Source organism: Sphingomonas daechungensis (assembly GCF_014489495.1).
GTDB lineage: Bacteria > Pseudomonadota > Alphaproteobacteria > Sphingomonadales > Sphingomonadaceae > Sphingomicrobium > Sphingomicrobium daechungense.
Genome location: NZ_CP060780.1, coordinates 2430545 through 2443305, shown reverse-complemented (window position 1 = coordinate 2443305; position 12761 = coordinate 2430545). Strand labels below are relative to the sequence as shown.

Annotated in this window: 13 protein-coding genes and 3 pseudogenes; 11 read left to right on the top strand and 5 right to left on the bottom strand. The window is 63.0% G+C overall.

The genetic code is table 11. The features are described from left to right. Nucleotides 1-105: 105 nt before the first annotated feature. A complete protein-coding gene (locus H9L15_RS13210) occupies nucleotides 106-2250 on the top strand; it encodes a M3 family metallopeptidase (protein WP_187714384.1) in 2145 nt (714 codons plus the stop codon). A 371-nt stretch (nucleotides 2251-2621) separates the two neighbouring features. Here the strand turns inward: H9L15_RS13210 and H9L15_RS13205 are convergent, their stop codons facing one another. Together H9L15_RS13205 and H9L15_RS13200 are read right to left on the bottom strand one after the other, a co-directional pair. Beyond that, on the bottom strand, nucleotides 2622-3185 hold the full coding sequence (locus H9L15_RS13205; RefSeq protein ID WP_187715914.1) for a hypothetical protein: 564 nt from the start codon (nucleotides 3183-3185) through the stop codon (nucleotides 2622-2624). A gap of 85 nt (nucleotides 3186-3270) precedes the next feature. Beyond that, nucleotides 3271-4281 carry a phosphotransferase family protein gene (locus H9L15_RS13200; protein ID WP_317617650.1) on the bottom strand — a complete coding sequence of 337 codons (1011 nt, stop codon included), beginning with the start codon at nucleotides 4279-4281 and terminating at the stop codon, nucleotides 3271-3273. Between the two features lie 174 nt (nucleotides 4282-4455). Between H9L15_RS13200 and H9L15_RS13195 the strand changes: the two genes are divergently transcribed. The 10 genes and pseudogenes from H9L15_RS13195 (at nucleotide 4456) to H9L15_RS19875 (ending at nucleotide 10310) form a co-directional block, all read left to right on the top strand. Next, nucleotides 4456-5307 carry a metallophosphoesterase family protein gene (locus H9L15_RS13195; RefSeq protein WP_187714383.1) on the top strand — a complete coding sequence of 284 codons (852 nt, stop codon included), beginning with the start codon at nucleotides 4456-4458 and terminating at the stop codon, nucleotides 5305-5307. A gap of 32 nt (nucleotides 5308-5339) precedes the next feature. Beyond that, a pseudogene (gene nadC, locus H9L15_RS13190) lies at nucleotides 5340-6193 on the top strand (carboxylating nicotinate-nucleotide diphosphorylase). Between the two features lie 89 nt (nucleotides 6194-6282). Further along, complete coding sequence (locus tag H9L15_RS13185) at nucleotides 6283-6768, top strand: glycine zipper 2TM domain-containing protein (protein WP_223276264.1); 486 nt, start codon at nucleotides 6283-6285, stop codon at nucleotides 6766-6768. 134 nt (nucleotides 6769-6902) lie between these two features. Continuing rightward, the gene (locus tag H9L15_RS13180) at nucleotides 6903-8309 is read left to right on the top strand and encodes an NAD(P)H-dependent flavin oxidoreductase (protein WP_187714382.1); all 1407 of its coding nucleotides are present in this window, start codon (nucleotides 6903-6905) and stop codon (nucleotides 8307-8309) included. A gap of 110 nt (nucleotides 8310-8419) precedes the next feature. After that, nucleotides 8420-8512: pseudogene (locus tag H9L15_RS19080) on the top strand (SH3 domain-containing protein); the annotation flags it as partial. A 155-nt stretch (nucleotides 8513-8667) separates the two neighbouring features. After that, entirely contained in the window at nucleotides 8668-8787 is a 120-nt protein-coding gene (locus H9L15_RS17985; protein WP_223276263.1) for an SH3 domain-containing protein, read from the top strand. Nucleotides 8788-8852: 65 nt separating this feature from the next. After that, complete coding sequence (locus tag H9L15_RS13170) at nucleotides 8853-9068, top strand: helix-turn-helix transcriptional regulator (RefSeq protein WP_187714381.1); 216 nt, start codon at nucleotides 8853-8855, stop codon at nucleotides 9066-9068. After that, nucleotides 9065-9454 (top strand): hypothetical protein, encoded by a 390-nt coding sequence (locus H9L15_RS13165; protein ID WP_187714380.1) that lies wholly within the window; start codon nucleotides 9065-9067, stop codon nucleotides 9452-9454. The genes H9L15_RS13170 and H9L15_RS13165 overlap by 4 nt, the downstream gene beginning before the upstream one ends. Further along, on the top strand, nucleotides 9445-9702 hold the full coding sequence (locus H9L15_RS13160; protein ID WP_187714379.1) for a hypothetical protein: 258 nt from the start codon (nucleotides 9445-9447) through the stop codon (nucleotides 9700-9702). The genes H9L15_RS13165 and H9L15_RS13160 overlap by 10 nt, the downstream gene beginning before the upstream one ends. Nucleotides 9703-9746: 44 nt before the next feature. Continuing rightward, entirely contained in the window at nucleotides 9747-10310 is a 564-nt protein-coding gene (locus H9L15_RS19875; RefSeq protein ID WP_317617532.1) for a RidA family protein, read from the top strand. On the opposite strand, the gene H9L15_RS13150 is transcribed toward H9L15_RS19875, so the two are convergent. From H9L15_RS13150 to H9L15_RS13140, 3 genes and pseudogenes are all read right to left on the bottom strand, one after another. Beyond that, complete coding sequence (locus tag H9L15_RS13150; protein ID WP_187714378.1) at nucleotides 10217-10663, bottom strand: hypothetical protein; 447 nt, start codon at nucleotides 10661-10663, stop codon at nucleotides 10217-10219. The genes H9L15_RS19875 and H9L15_RS13150 overlap by 94 nt on opposite strands. 56 nt (nucleotides 10664-10719) lie before the next feature. Beyond that, nucleotides 10720-11486, bottom strand: a pseudogene (locus tag H9L15_RS13145) (MauE/DoxX family redox-associated membrane protein). Between the two features lie 72 nt (nucleotides 11487-11558). Next, nucleotides 11559-12752, bottom strand: coding sequence for an acetyl-CoA C-acyltransferase (locus tag H9L15_RS13140; RefSeq protein WP_187714377.1), 1194 nt, complete (start codon nucleotides 12750-12752; stop codon nucleotides 11559-11561). Nucleotides 12753-12761 lie beyond the last annotated feature (9 nt).

Genomic DNA, 12761 nt, shown 5'->3' with positions numbered 1-12761 from the left:
CGGTTCACTTGCGGGTACCTATCTGCCGTTCGTCGAAGTCCCGCTTGTTGCATCGCGGCCGGTCCGCGATGCGGCGACACCATTTTTCCTTGATCGAGGGGTAATATGAAGATGCTGCTGGCCACGACGGCCATTCTTTCGATGGCCGCCATTGGCACGGCCGCACATGCGCAGGCGAAGGCTCCGGCCGCGTCCGCCAGCGTAGCGGTTCCGACCAACGTCCTGCTGGCCGACTGGTCCGGCCCGTACGATGGCGTTCCGCCTTGGGATAAGGTCGATCCCAAGCTGTTTCCGCAGGCGTTCCAGTTCGGCATCGAAGATCAGCGCCGCGAGATCGATGCGATCGCCAACAATCCGGCGCCGCCGACATTCGAAAACACGATCGAAGCGATGGAAAAGGCCGGGCAGCGCTTCTCTCGGGTCGAGAACGTGTTCGCCGTCATGACCGACAATATGTCGACGCCGGAATACCAGGCGCTCGACAAGGATTGGCAGCCGAAAATCTCCGCCGCGTTCGACGAGATCAATTTCAACGAGAAGCTCTTTCAGCGCGTGAAGTCGCTTTACGACCGCAAGGCGACGCTCGGCCTCGATGCCGTGCAGGACCGCCTTCTGACGCGGACCTACGAGGGTTTCATTCGCAGCGGCGCCAACCTGAACCCAGCGCAGAAGGCGCAACTGGCGTCGATGAACCAGGAACTGGCGACGCTTTTCTCGACGTTCAACGAGAGGCTGCTGGCAGACGAGGGCACCTACATCACCGCGACCGAGGCGGAGCTGAAGGGCGTTCCCGACGACGTGAAGGTCGCGCTCGCCGGCGCGGCCAAGGACCGCAAGCTTCCGGCCGGCACCTATGCGCTGAAGAACACGCGCTCGGTCGTCGACCCGGTGCTGTCGTTCGCGGACAATCGCGCGCTTCGCGAGAAGGTTTGGACGGCGTTCGTCAACCGCGGCGACAACGGCAACGCAAACGACACCAACGCGACCATCGCCAGGATCGTGAAGCTGCGCGCCGACCGCGCAAAGCTGCTAGGGTTCAAGAACCACGCCGAGTGGCGGATGCAGGACACCATGGCCAAGGACCCGGCCAAGGCGATGGACCTGATGATGCGCGTCTGGACCCCGGCGGTCGCCCGCGTGAAGGAAGAGGTCGCGGACCAGCAGGCGCTCGCCAACAAGCTGGGCGACAAGATCACCATCGAGCCGTGGGATTATCGCTACTACCAGGAGAAGGTCCGCAAGCAGAAGTACGACCTTAGCCAGGACGAGATTAAGCCGTATTTCGCGCTCAACAATCTCGTCGACGGCATGTTCTGGGAGGCGGGCCAACTCTACGGCCTCGGCTTCAAGGAAAATACGGGCAAGATCCCCGTCTTTAATCCGGATGTCCGCACGTTCGAAGTGACGGACATCCCGACTGGCAAGGTCGTCGGCGTCTTCTACTTCGACGCCTTCGCGCGTGACGGGAAGCGCTCGGGCGCGTGGATGACGACGTACCGCAGCCGCTCGAAGTTGCTCAACGACAACATCGTCCTTGCGTCGAACAACAACAACTTCACCAAGGGCGAACCGGGCAAGCCGGTGTTGATCAGCCTCGACGATGCGGAAACCCTGTTCCACGAGTTCGGGCACGCCATCAACTACCTGCTGGTCAACGTCCGCTATCCGAGCCTCGGCGGCTTGCAGCGCGACTTCGTCGAGTATCCGAGCCAGGTGAACGAGAATTGGCTGCTGACGCCGGAAGTGCTGTCACGCTTTGCGAAGCACTACCAGACCGGCGCGCCGATGCCGCAGGCCCTGGTCGACAAGATCCAGAAGGCGAAGACGTTCAACCAAGGCTTTGCCACGGTCGAATATCTCGGCTCGGCGATCGTCGACATGAAGCTGCACACCGACCCCAGCGGCGTGGTCGATCCGGACGCGTTCGAGAAGAAGACGCTGGCGGAAATCGGCATGCCGAAGGAGATCGTGATGCGGCACCGCATGCCGCAGTTCGGTCACCTCTTCTCGTCCGACGCTTATTCGGCCGGCTATTATTCCTACCTCTGGTCGGAAGTGATGGACGCCGACACCTGGGCGGCGTTCGAGGAGGCGGGCAGCCCGTGGGACAAGACGGTCGCAGGCAACTTCAAGAAGTATCTGCTGTCGACCGGCAACGAGACCGATCGCGCCGAAGCCTACCGCGAGTTCCGCGGCCGCGATCCCGACGTGAACGCATTGCTGAAGAAGCGCGGTTTTCCGACGAATTAGGTAATCGGCCCTCTTCGAGCGATCGACGAGGCCCTTTCCTATATTGGCACGCAGGCGTTCGAGTTTCCCCGCTCTTCGTGATCTGGCACGGGCTACGCTGAATCTCTTCGATCAGCTTGCGGTCTTCCATGCGCTTTTCTTCCCATTCCTGGCGCGTGCCGCAAAAGCGTCTTTTCGCAAGCCGGCTTCCGGTGACGATGATATCCTCGCAGATCTTCTCATTGGGGTCGCCGAAGCGCGTGGGTCGGCGCTCGCCGTGAAGTCGGGAACAGGGCCGGGGCGATTGCCGCGGCCATGACCAGGAACGCCGCAATGCCTTTGTGCATGAGCCGTCTCCCTCTCGCACGCAGATGAGTCGTGCGTTTCGAACTTTACACGAGTTTGGAAGAAGCGGCCAATTGCCGCGCCGCGACGCGGAAGGTCAGCGCCGACAGCAGCCAGAGACCTGAGAAGCCCATGCTGAACAGCGCGCCGCGGACGTCAGCGGTCAGTCCGAATGCACCGGCGGCGGCTTGGGCGAGACCGGCCGCGATCATCGCTCGCGCCATTCCGGACGCCTCGAACCGCGCGACGATTGCTCCAACCAGCGCAATGCCCAGAACGCCCGCGAACACCAAGTTGTAGGGATTGGACTCCGAACCGATCATTCCAACGGCCAGGTTTGTCCAGGCGGTGAGAAGGGCGGTCCCGACCGCAATCCCTGCAGCGGTTCGGTAAGCGCCATTGCTTGATGCCCGGGCAGCCAGTTCGCATACAGCGCATGCGCTCGCGAGCATCACACCCATGATAACGAAATCGCGCGCGTCCCAATCGACTTCGCTTGTGAACTGCATCGCGATCGCGGGCAGCAGGAGCAGGAACGTAGCGGTTCCCCACATGACGATTCGCCAACGGCTCCAGCGCGAGCCTGCGACAATATCCGTGACTGCTTCCATGTGCGCCTCCTTCAAACGACGCATTGTCAGTCACTCAAGCCGGAGCAGAAAGCCTGAGGAAGTCCTGAGCACTTGCTGAAAAGCGCTACAACTGCGCCTTTTTCGCTTCGGAGAGCGCCAGTTCGGCAAGAGGTTCGAGCCTCTCCACCATCTGCGCCGCATGAGCCGACGAAGCGTTGCCCCGCGCCAACCGGCCTTTGATCCCGTGAAGGATGGCGGCGAGCCGGAACAGGCAGAAGACGACCAGGTAATCCTTGTTGGGCAAGTGATCGCGGCCGGTGCGACGGCAATAGGCGGCGACATAATCGTCCTCGGACGGGATGCCCAAAGCCTCGAGGTCCATACCGGCCAGGCCGCTGAAGCTCGGTCCTCCGGGCATGCGGTACATCAGCAGGTGATAGGTGAAGTCCGCCACGGGATCACCCAACGTGGACAATTCCCAGTCGAGCACTGCGCGGACCGCCGGTTCGTCCGCGTCGAAGATCATATTGTCGCAGCGATAGTCGCCATGCACGACGCTGGATCGGCTGTTGTCGGCTGGGAGGTGCTTGCCGAGCCAGTCGACGAGCTCGTCCATTGCCGGCACGCGCCCGCCATCCGTGTCGGCGAGATATTGCTTCGACCACCGTCCTACCTGGCGTTCGACGAACCCTGTCGCCTTGCCATAGTCACCGAGGCCAATGGCGTCCGGATCGTAGCTGTGCAGCAAGGCGATTGTTGCGTTCATGGCGTCGAAGTGTGCGGCTCGCCGTTCCCGACTCATGCCCGGGAAATGCGCTTCCCAGACGATCCGGCCGGGCACCATGTCCATGACGTAGAAGGCGGTGCCAATGACGCTGTCGTCTTCGCACAGGCCGTACACCCGCGGGACCGGAAAGCCCTGGGCGCCGAGTGCCGCAAGCACGCGATATTCACGGTCGACCGCATGGGCGCCGGGGAGCAGTTTGCCCGGCGGCTTGCGGCGAAGGACGAAGCTTTGGGAGCCCTTGTCGACGCGGTACGTCGGTTGGACTGGCCGCCCTTGAACTGACTGACCGAGATCGGCCCGCCAACTCCGGGATGTGCTCGCCCATCCATCCGTCCAGCGCTTCGGTATCGAAGCGCAGCCGCTCGGATACTTCGCGCGTCCCGGTATTCGCGTCGGTACGGTCCATCGCCCCCGTCATGCTGAACTTGGTTCAGCATCCATGAACACCAGCGTTGGCGGCCGACTGCAAGTGCCGAGTTCATGGACCCTGAAACAAGTTCAGGGTGACAGTGTTGGAAGCACATGGTTCGCCTGATCCACCTTTCCGATCTTCATTTCGGCGCACACGATCCCCGTCTGGTGGATGCGGTCGTGCAGCGTGTCGACGAAGAGAAGCCCGACCTGGTCGTCATCAGCGGCGACTTCACCCAGCGCGCGCGCACCGAGCAGTTCCAGCAGGCATGCGAGTTCCTGGAGCGCCTGCGCGAAGCAGGACACGACGTTCTGGCCGTTCCGGGCAACCACGATGTCCCGCTGTACGACGTCTTTCGGCGCTTCCTGTCGCCACTGACCCGTTACAAGAGGTACATCGACGAGACGCTGTGCCCGTTTCATGAACTGCCCGGCGTATCGGTGCTTGGCATCAACACGGCGCGATCGCTGACCTTCAAGGACGGCCGCATCAGCCGCGAGCAGATCCAGTTCATCCGCAGCACGTTCGAACGCAGCGATCCGAACTGCCTGCGGGTCCTCGTCACTCACCATCCCCTATTCGCTCTTCCGGTCGGTGAAACCGGCGAAGTCGAGCGAGCAGCGGGGAGGAGCGGACTTGCGCTCGACGCAGCCGCAGAGTCGGGAGTCGACTTGCTGCTGGCAGGTCATCACCACACGGCCTCGACGCATAGCGCCCACGATCTCGTCACCCGCGCCGGACCGGCGCTCGTAGTCCAGGCGGGAACGGCGACCTCCGTGCGTCTTCGGGACGAGGAACAGAACTTCAACCGGATCGATATCGTCGACGACGCCGTCACCTTGACGCTGCAGGCTTTGAAGGGCGGCGGGTTCGAGTCCCGAACGACCCAGCGCTACGAACGCCGGGAGGATCATTGGCGGATCGTCGGCGACGAAAAGGTAGTCGAGGACGCGACTCACTAGCAGGCTGCGCGGCGCTCGCTTAGAGGCGGCGCATGGCTTTATCCGACCAGTTCGATGTTCAGGAATTCGTCCGCCGCGTGCTTGCCGAGGACCTGGGCTCAGGCGGCGACATCACTTCCGCCGCGACGATCGCGGCCGATGCTCGCTTCACCGCGGAGATGAACTGCCGGGAGCCGATCGCCATCGCGGGGCTTGAGATTGCTGCCGCCTTCTTCCGCGCGCTCGACAAGGATGTGCGGATCGAGAAGCTGGTCACGGACGGGGACAGCGTACCCGCCAGGTCGGTGATAATGCGCCTCGAAGGCAATGCGCGGGCCATGCTGTCTGCCGAGCGCTCGGCGTTGAACACGCTCCAGCACCTGTCGGGGATTGCGACCCTGACGCGACGCTACGTCGAGAAGATCGCGGGACGGGGGCGATCTTGCTCGACACCCGCAAGACCATCCCCGGACTGAGGCTGCTAGAGAAATACGCGGCGCGGATGGGAGGAGCGGAGAACCACCGCATGAGGCTCGACGACGGTCTCCTGATCAAGGACAACCATGTCGCCGTCGCTGGCGGCGTGGCGAATGCCGTTCGTGCGGCGAAGGCTGCGAACACCGGGTTCCAGGTCCAGGTCGAAGTCGATCGCGTTGCGCAGATCGAGCCTGCGCTGGAAGCTGGCGCCGATCGCCTCCTGCTCGACAACATGCCACCTCCGGTTCTTCGCGAGGCGGTGGAGTCGGTTGCCGGTCGCGTCCCGCTGGAGGCCTCCGGCGGCGTGAACCTCGACACCATCCGCGGCATTGCGGAGACCGGCGTGAACTACATCTCGGTCGGACGGATCACCCAATCCGCGCCATCGGTCGACATCGGGCTCGACTATTCGCTGCAAGACCTGGGGTGAACGGCGCATTCAGCGCGTTGTCAGTTGCAAAGTCGTACTTAACTCCTTGACTGGCCCCGCGTGGCCACTGGTCATCGAGGAGTATTTCGATGTTAAAGACTGCAATCCTGACGCTCTCGGCAGCGTCGATGATCGCGGCCCCGACCGCCGCTTCGGCGAGGGACCACGATTGGAATCGCCATCACAGGGTCCGGGCGGTCGAGACGGTCCGCTACGTCCCGAACCGCACGCGCTACGTTTCGACGCGGTATGCGAGCCCCTACTACGGTTCGCGCTACTACGGCTCGAACGCCTACGGCGGCTATTACGGCAGCCCGTACTACGGCAACAGCTACTATGGCTCGCCCTACTACGGAAACGGGTACAACAGCCGCTACTACGGCGAGCGCTACCGCTGCGGCAACGGCACGACCGGCGCGTTGATCGGCGGTGCGCTTGGCGCAGTCGTCGGATCGCAGGTTGCGACCAGTCACAACCGCTATGGCTATCGCACGGGCAACGGTACGGCCGGCGCGCTGATCGGCGGAGCGCTCGGCGCGGTCGTCGGCGGCCAGGTTGCGCAGGGCCGCTGCTAAGCAAAGGTACCGATAGACAATCAAGGGCGGGCCGGGGAGAAATCCCCGGCCCGTTTGCTATGGGCGCTCCCCAGTGGATTTTTGCAGAATTGTCAGCAAGAGACCGTATATAGCCGCGAAACAGGAGAGACGAATTGTTCAAGGGGCTGCAGCCCATCCTTTACGGCGGACGCGAGGTCTGGCCGCTGGTTGAAGGCGGCAAGGGCGTCTCTGCGACCAATCACGCGAGTTCCGGCGCCTGGGCGGCTGCCGGCGGCATCGGCACCGTGTCCGCGGTCAATGCCGACAGCTACGATCCGGAAGGCCGGATCATCCCGCAAATCTACAACGGCATGTCCCGCCGGGATCGCCACGAAGAGCTTATCCAGTACGCGATCGACGGTGCCGTCGCGCAGGTCCAGCGCGCTTACGACATGGCGTCGGGCAAGGGCGCGATCAACATCAACGTGCTGTGGGAAATGGGCGGCGCGCAGCGCGTGCTCCACGGCGTACTCGAGCGCACGAAGGGCTTGGTCACCGGCGTCACCTGCGGCGCCGGCATGCCCTACAAGCTGAGCGAGATCGCAGCCTCCTACGGCGTCAATTATCTGCCGATCATCAGCTCCGCTCGTGCTTTCAGCGCATTGTGGAAGCGCGCATATTCCAAGGCGGCGGAATGGCTGGCCGCGGTCGTCTACGAGGATCCGTGGCTGGCTGGCGGTCACAACGGGCTTTCCAATGCCGAAGACCCGCGCGCGCCGCAGGATCCTTATCCGCGCGTTGCCGCACTTCGCCAAACCATGCGCGACAACGGCATCGCCGACAGCGTTCCGATCGTGATGGCCGGCGGCGTCTGGCGCCTCGACGAGTGGGAGAACTGGATCGACAATCCGGAGCTCGGGCAGATTGTCTTTCAGTTCGGAACCCGGCCGCTGCTGACCCAGGAAAGCCCGATCCCGCCCGAGTGGAAGGCGCGGCTGATGACTCTGGAAGAGGGCGATGTGCTGCTGCACCGCTTTTCGCCGACCGGCTTCTATTCTTCCGCAGTCCGCAACCCGTTCCTGCGCAACCTTGAGGCGCGGTCGCACCGGCAGGTGGCCTTTACCAAGGAGCCCCTCGGCGACCATCACTTCGAGCTCGACGTGGGCGTCGGCAGGAAGCGTGGCTACTGGGTCACCAAGGGCGACCTTCAGCATGCGCGCGAATGGTTCGCCGCCGGGTATAATGAGGCGCTGAAGACTCCGGACGAAACGCTCATCTTCGTCACGACTGAGGAGAAGAACCAGATCCGCCACGACCAGGCGGAATGCATGGGCTGCCTCAGCCAATGTTCGTTCTCATCCTGGGCGGACAATGAGAAGAATTCGACCGGGCGTCTCGCCGACCCGCGCAGCTTCTGCATCCAGAAGACGCTTCAGGATATCGCGCATGGCGGGCCCGTCGAAAACAACCTCATTTTCGCCGGGCACGCGGCGTTCCGGTTCAAGACCGACCCATTTTATTCGAACGGCTTCGTCCCGACGGTGAAGCAACTTGTGGACCGCATCCTGACGGGAGCTTGAGGTTCGTGCGTAAGGGGGTTCTCGCCGCAGTCATCCTGGCGCTCGCCGTTCCCGCGGCCGCGCAGGACAAGAAGCCGCCGTACTGGGCATCGATCGCTTCGGGCGAGGCAATGATGCGCACTGGTCCGGGGCGGAATTATCCGGGCGTCTGGCTCTACAAGCGCCGCGACCTGCCGATCCGGGTGGTAAAGACCTATCCGAATTGGCGCCTGATCGAGGATCCGGAGGGCACGCAGGGCTGGATGCTGGTTACGCTGCTCAGCGATCGCCGCACTGCCATCGTGAAGCCAGGCGATCCGCGATCCATTTATGCCAAGCCCGATGCCGGCAGCCGGCTTCGCTACAATGCCCAGCCGGGGTGGTCGGCCGCATTGAGCATTGTGGAAACGGCTGGTGCCATTTCAGCGTCGACAAGCGCGAAGGCTATATCCGCACGTCCGACATCTGGGGCGTAAGTGACGGAGAAACCGTCGATTAATTCGTCTCTGCGAGTACCTGTCCAACACTCTTGACAGTCAAGAGTTCTGGACAGATGATTGGCGCGTGGAGAATCGGCTGAAGCACATCCGCGAGGCGCGCGGCTGGAGTCAGGGTGAGTTGGCGAGGCGCATTGGCGTCTCGCGGCAGACCATCAACTGTGTCGAAACCGACAAGTACGACCCGAGCCTCCCATTGGCGCTGCGCCTGGCGAAACTCTTCGCCGTGCCCGTCGACCAGATCTTCATCGACAAATGGGAACCGGAGGAACCGTCGAAATGAGTGCAACCATGGATGCCAGGAAAATGCGCGTCATGATTTGGCGCATGCTTGCGGGAGCTATCGTCGGAGCGGTCGCGTCCCTTTTGTTCTTCAAGTTCGTCGGCGAGCCGAACATGGACCTGAAGAACCCATCCGTGCTCATCGCGGCCGCGTGCGGCATTGTCTACCTGCTAATCGGTCTGATGGTCGCTTTGGGCGTGGCGGCGCCAAAGACTGGGGCGCACTTCCTCAACGTCGAGGATGCCGACGAACTTCGCGAAGAGCGGCCAAAGCTCAGGACCAGTGCAATCGCAACCATCTTGATCGGCGTCTTCGTGCTCGTTCTCGCCATGGCGGGGGCGGCATCGACAACCAGGTCGCGCTGGCAATTGCGGCATTGTGCCTGATTGCCGTCGTCGCGGTGACCGCGGCTGGCGTGAAGCAATATGATGAGCTGACGTGGCAGCTGACGAGGGAAGCCTCGGCCTATGGCTTTTACGCGACCCTCGTCTTGTTCGGCGGCTGGGCGGCGCTTGCGCACCTCGGGTACGTGCCCTGGATCAGCCCGCTGGCGTTCGTGTCCCTGCTCATCATCCTCCAGCTCCTGACCGCATTCATCGCCGTCGGCAGGCGCGGAATGCTGATGCCCCGCTGAGCCGCAAAGATGCTATGACGGTCGCGACCACAACAGGGGCGAAGATGAAATTGATCGCGTCGGTGATTTTGCTCATGTCCGCAGGTGCCGCACAGGCTGCGCCGCCGACCGTCGAATACTTCCCTGCGCCAGGGGCGATCACCGGCCGGCCCGCTCCCTTCTCCAGCGCGGTACGCGTCGGGGACGTGATGTACCTCTCCGGTCAGATCGGCATCGGACCTGACGGCAAGCTGCCGGAGACCTTCGAGGGCCAGGCCAAGCAGACGATGGAGAACGTCGGCGCCGCGCTGAAGGCGAGGGGCCTTGACTGGGGCGACGTGTTCAAATGCACGGTCATGATCGCCGACATGAAGAACTGGCCGGCGTTCAATGCGGTGTACGTGCCCTACTTCCCGAAGGGAAGCTGCCCGCACGCAGTGCATTCGGAGCGAGCGGCCTTGCGCTGGGAGCCCAACTCGAGCTCGAGTGCCTGGCCTACGCGGGCCCAAAGTAGGGCCCGCGCAGCAGCGTCTGCTTATTGGGCGGGCGCCGGCATCGTCATCGGTTCATACGCAACTCGCGTGACGGTGAGCTTCTCGCCCTTGTCGCTGGTCGTTTCCATCGCCTGACCGACCTCGACGGCCTGAATGGTCCAGCAGACCTCGCCGTCCTTGTTCATCGCGCTGGTGAAGCAAGCCTTGCCATCCTTTATCACCGAGGTGCCGTGGTCGAGATGCTTGTCACCCGCGTTGGCGATGTAGTTGCCGCTGGCGTCGATCGACTCCTTGATGGCCTGGCCGTCCTTGTCGGTGAAGGTCCAGGTCGTCTCGTTGAGCTGGAACGCGGCGGGCGTCGCGGCGGCATTTGCGTCGACAGCGTTAACGTCGACGGCATTGGCATCGGCATTCGTGTCTGCCGGTGCTTCGGCTTTGTTGCAGCTAACCAAGGCAATTGCGGCAAGTGTGACGATCGTCAGGCGCATGGCTTTCTCCCCGTTTGAGGGGTCTCGCCATATCACCGGATCGTTTGGGCCGCGAATCAGAGCCACATTCGCGCCATCCAAATCGCCATCCCGACCATGAACAAGTTCTCGGTTAGCGAGACAAAGCCAAGTGGCACGTTCGACGATCCGCCGACGCACGCGCATTTCAGTTCTCGCTTGTCGACATAGACAGCTTTGAAGACGCTGATTGCCCCTTCGGTCCCGATGAACAGGGCAATTGGCACGCTCAGCCAATGCAGGCGATCAGACAGCATCAGAACGCCCGCTATGGCTTCGAGCACCGGATACAGGCTGGCGTATGGAACCCATCGCCGCGACAGCAGATCGTAGTTGAGAAACATCGCAGAGAACGATTCGACGTCCTGCAATTTCAGGAATGCCAGAACGATCATCGAAATGCCGATGAACCATTCCGCGGCTCGAACGGTGAAGGGTGTTTCGAAATTGGCGACGCTCAACGCCAATGCGCCCAGGGCGTAAGCGAGAACAAGGCGATAATGGGCACGTAGCTGGTTTCGCCCTTCGCCTGCACGCGCTTCCCGAAAAAGCGCCGCAGGTCGTCGTAGCCGCCGACGCGTTCGCCGTGAATGAAGGTCTGCGGCGTCGTCGTTACGCTATGCGTGGCTTTGAATGCGTCGGTTTCCTCCCTGGTCCGCAGGTGGCGGTCATCGACCTTGAACCCGCGGCTTTCCAGCAGGTGCTTCGACTTGATTCCCCAGGGGCACACATGGCTGGGCATGACCATCCGGTAGAGGATGGCGGTTTTCTCCGTCGCCGGAGCGATCGGGTCATGTTTGGTCATTGGAGTGTCCTTCGTCTTTAGAACGAGTCGGACACTCCTTTAGCTCCCGTACCGCGGTACGGAGTCAAGCGGTCAGACGAGTTCCACCGCCACGGCCGTCGCTTCGCCGCCGCCGATGCAGAGGCTGGCGACGCCGCGCTTGAGGTCCTTGCCTTTGAGCGCATTGATGAGAGTGACGAGGATGCGCGTTCCGCTGGCGCCGATCGGGTGACCCAGGGCGGTAGCGCCGCCGTGGACGTTGATCTTCTCGTGCGGGATGCCGAGGTCCTTCATCGCGAACATGGCGACGCAGGCGAACGCCTCGTTCACTTCCCACAGGTCGACTTCCGAAGCCTTCCAGCCGGCCTTTTCGAGCACCTTCTCGATGGCGCCGATCGGGGCGACGGTGAACTGCGCCGGCTCCTGCGCGTGGGCGGCGGTCGCAACAATGCGGGCGACCGGATCAAGGCCCTTGGCGCTGGCGACGCTCTCGCGGGTCAGGACGACGGCGGCGGCACCGTCGGAGATGGACGAGCTGGTCGCGGCGGTGATCGTGCCTTCCTTCGAGAAAGCGGGCTTCAGCTGCGGAATCTTGTCCGGACGGCCGCGGCCCGGGGCTTCGTCGGTGTCGACGACGGTCTCGCCGGCGCGGCTCTTGATGGTGACGGGGACGATTTCGTCCTTGAAGCCGCCATTGTCGATCGCGGCCTTGGCGCGACTGAGGCTCTCGATGGCGTAATTGTCCATCTGCTCGCGCGTCAGCTGATATTCGTCGGCGGTGCACTGGGCGAAGCTCCCCATCGCGCGGCCTTCTTCGTAGGCGTCCTCGAGGCCGTCGAGGAACATGTGGTCGTAGGCCGTGTCATGGCCGATGCGTGCGCCCGAGCGGTGCTTCTTGAGCAAATACGGGGCGTTGGTCATCGACTCCATGCCGCCCGCGATGATGAAGTCGGCATTGCCGGCCGTGAGAGCTTCGTCGCCCATGATCACCGTCTGCATGCCCGAGCCGCAGACCTTGTTGACGGTGGTCGCCTGGACCGACTTCGGGAGACCCGCCTTGAGCGCCGCCTGGCGGGCAGGGGCCTGACCAAGACCGGCCGGAAGCACGCAGCCCATGTAGATGCGGTCGATATCCTCGCCGGAGACGCCAGCACGTTCCACGGCGGCCTTCACCGCCGTCGCGCCCAGGTCGGTCGCGGTCGCGTCGGACAGCGAGCCCTGCATGGCGCCCATCGGCGTGCGGGCGATCGAAAGAATGACGGTGGGATCTTCAGCGGTGGTGGCCATCGAATGTGC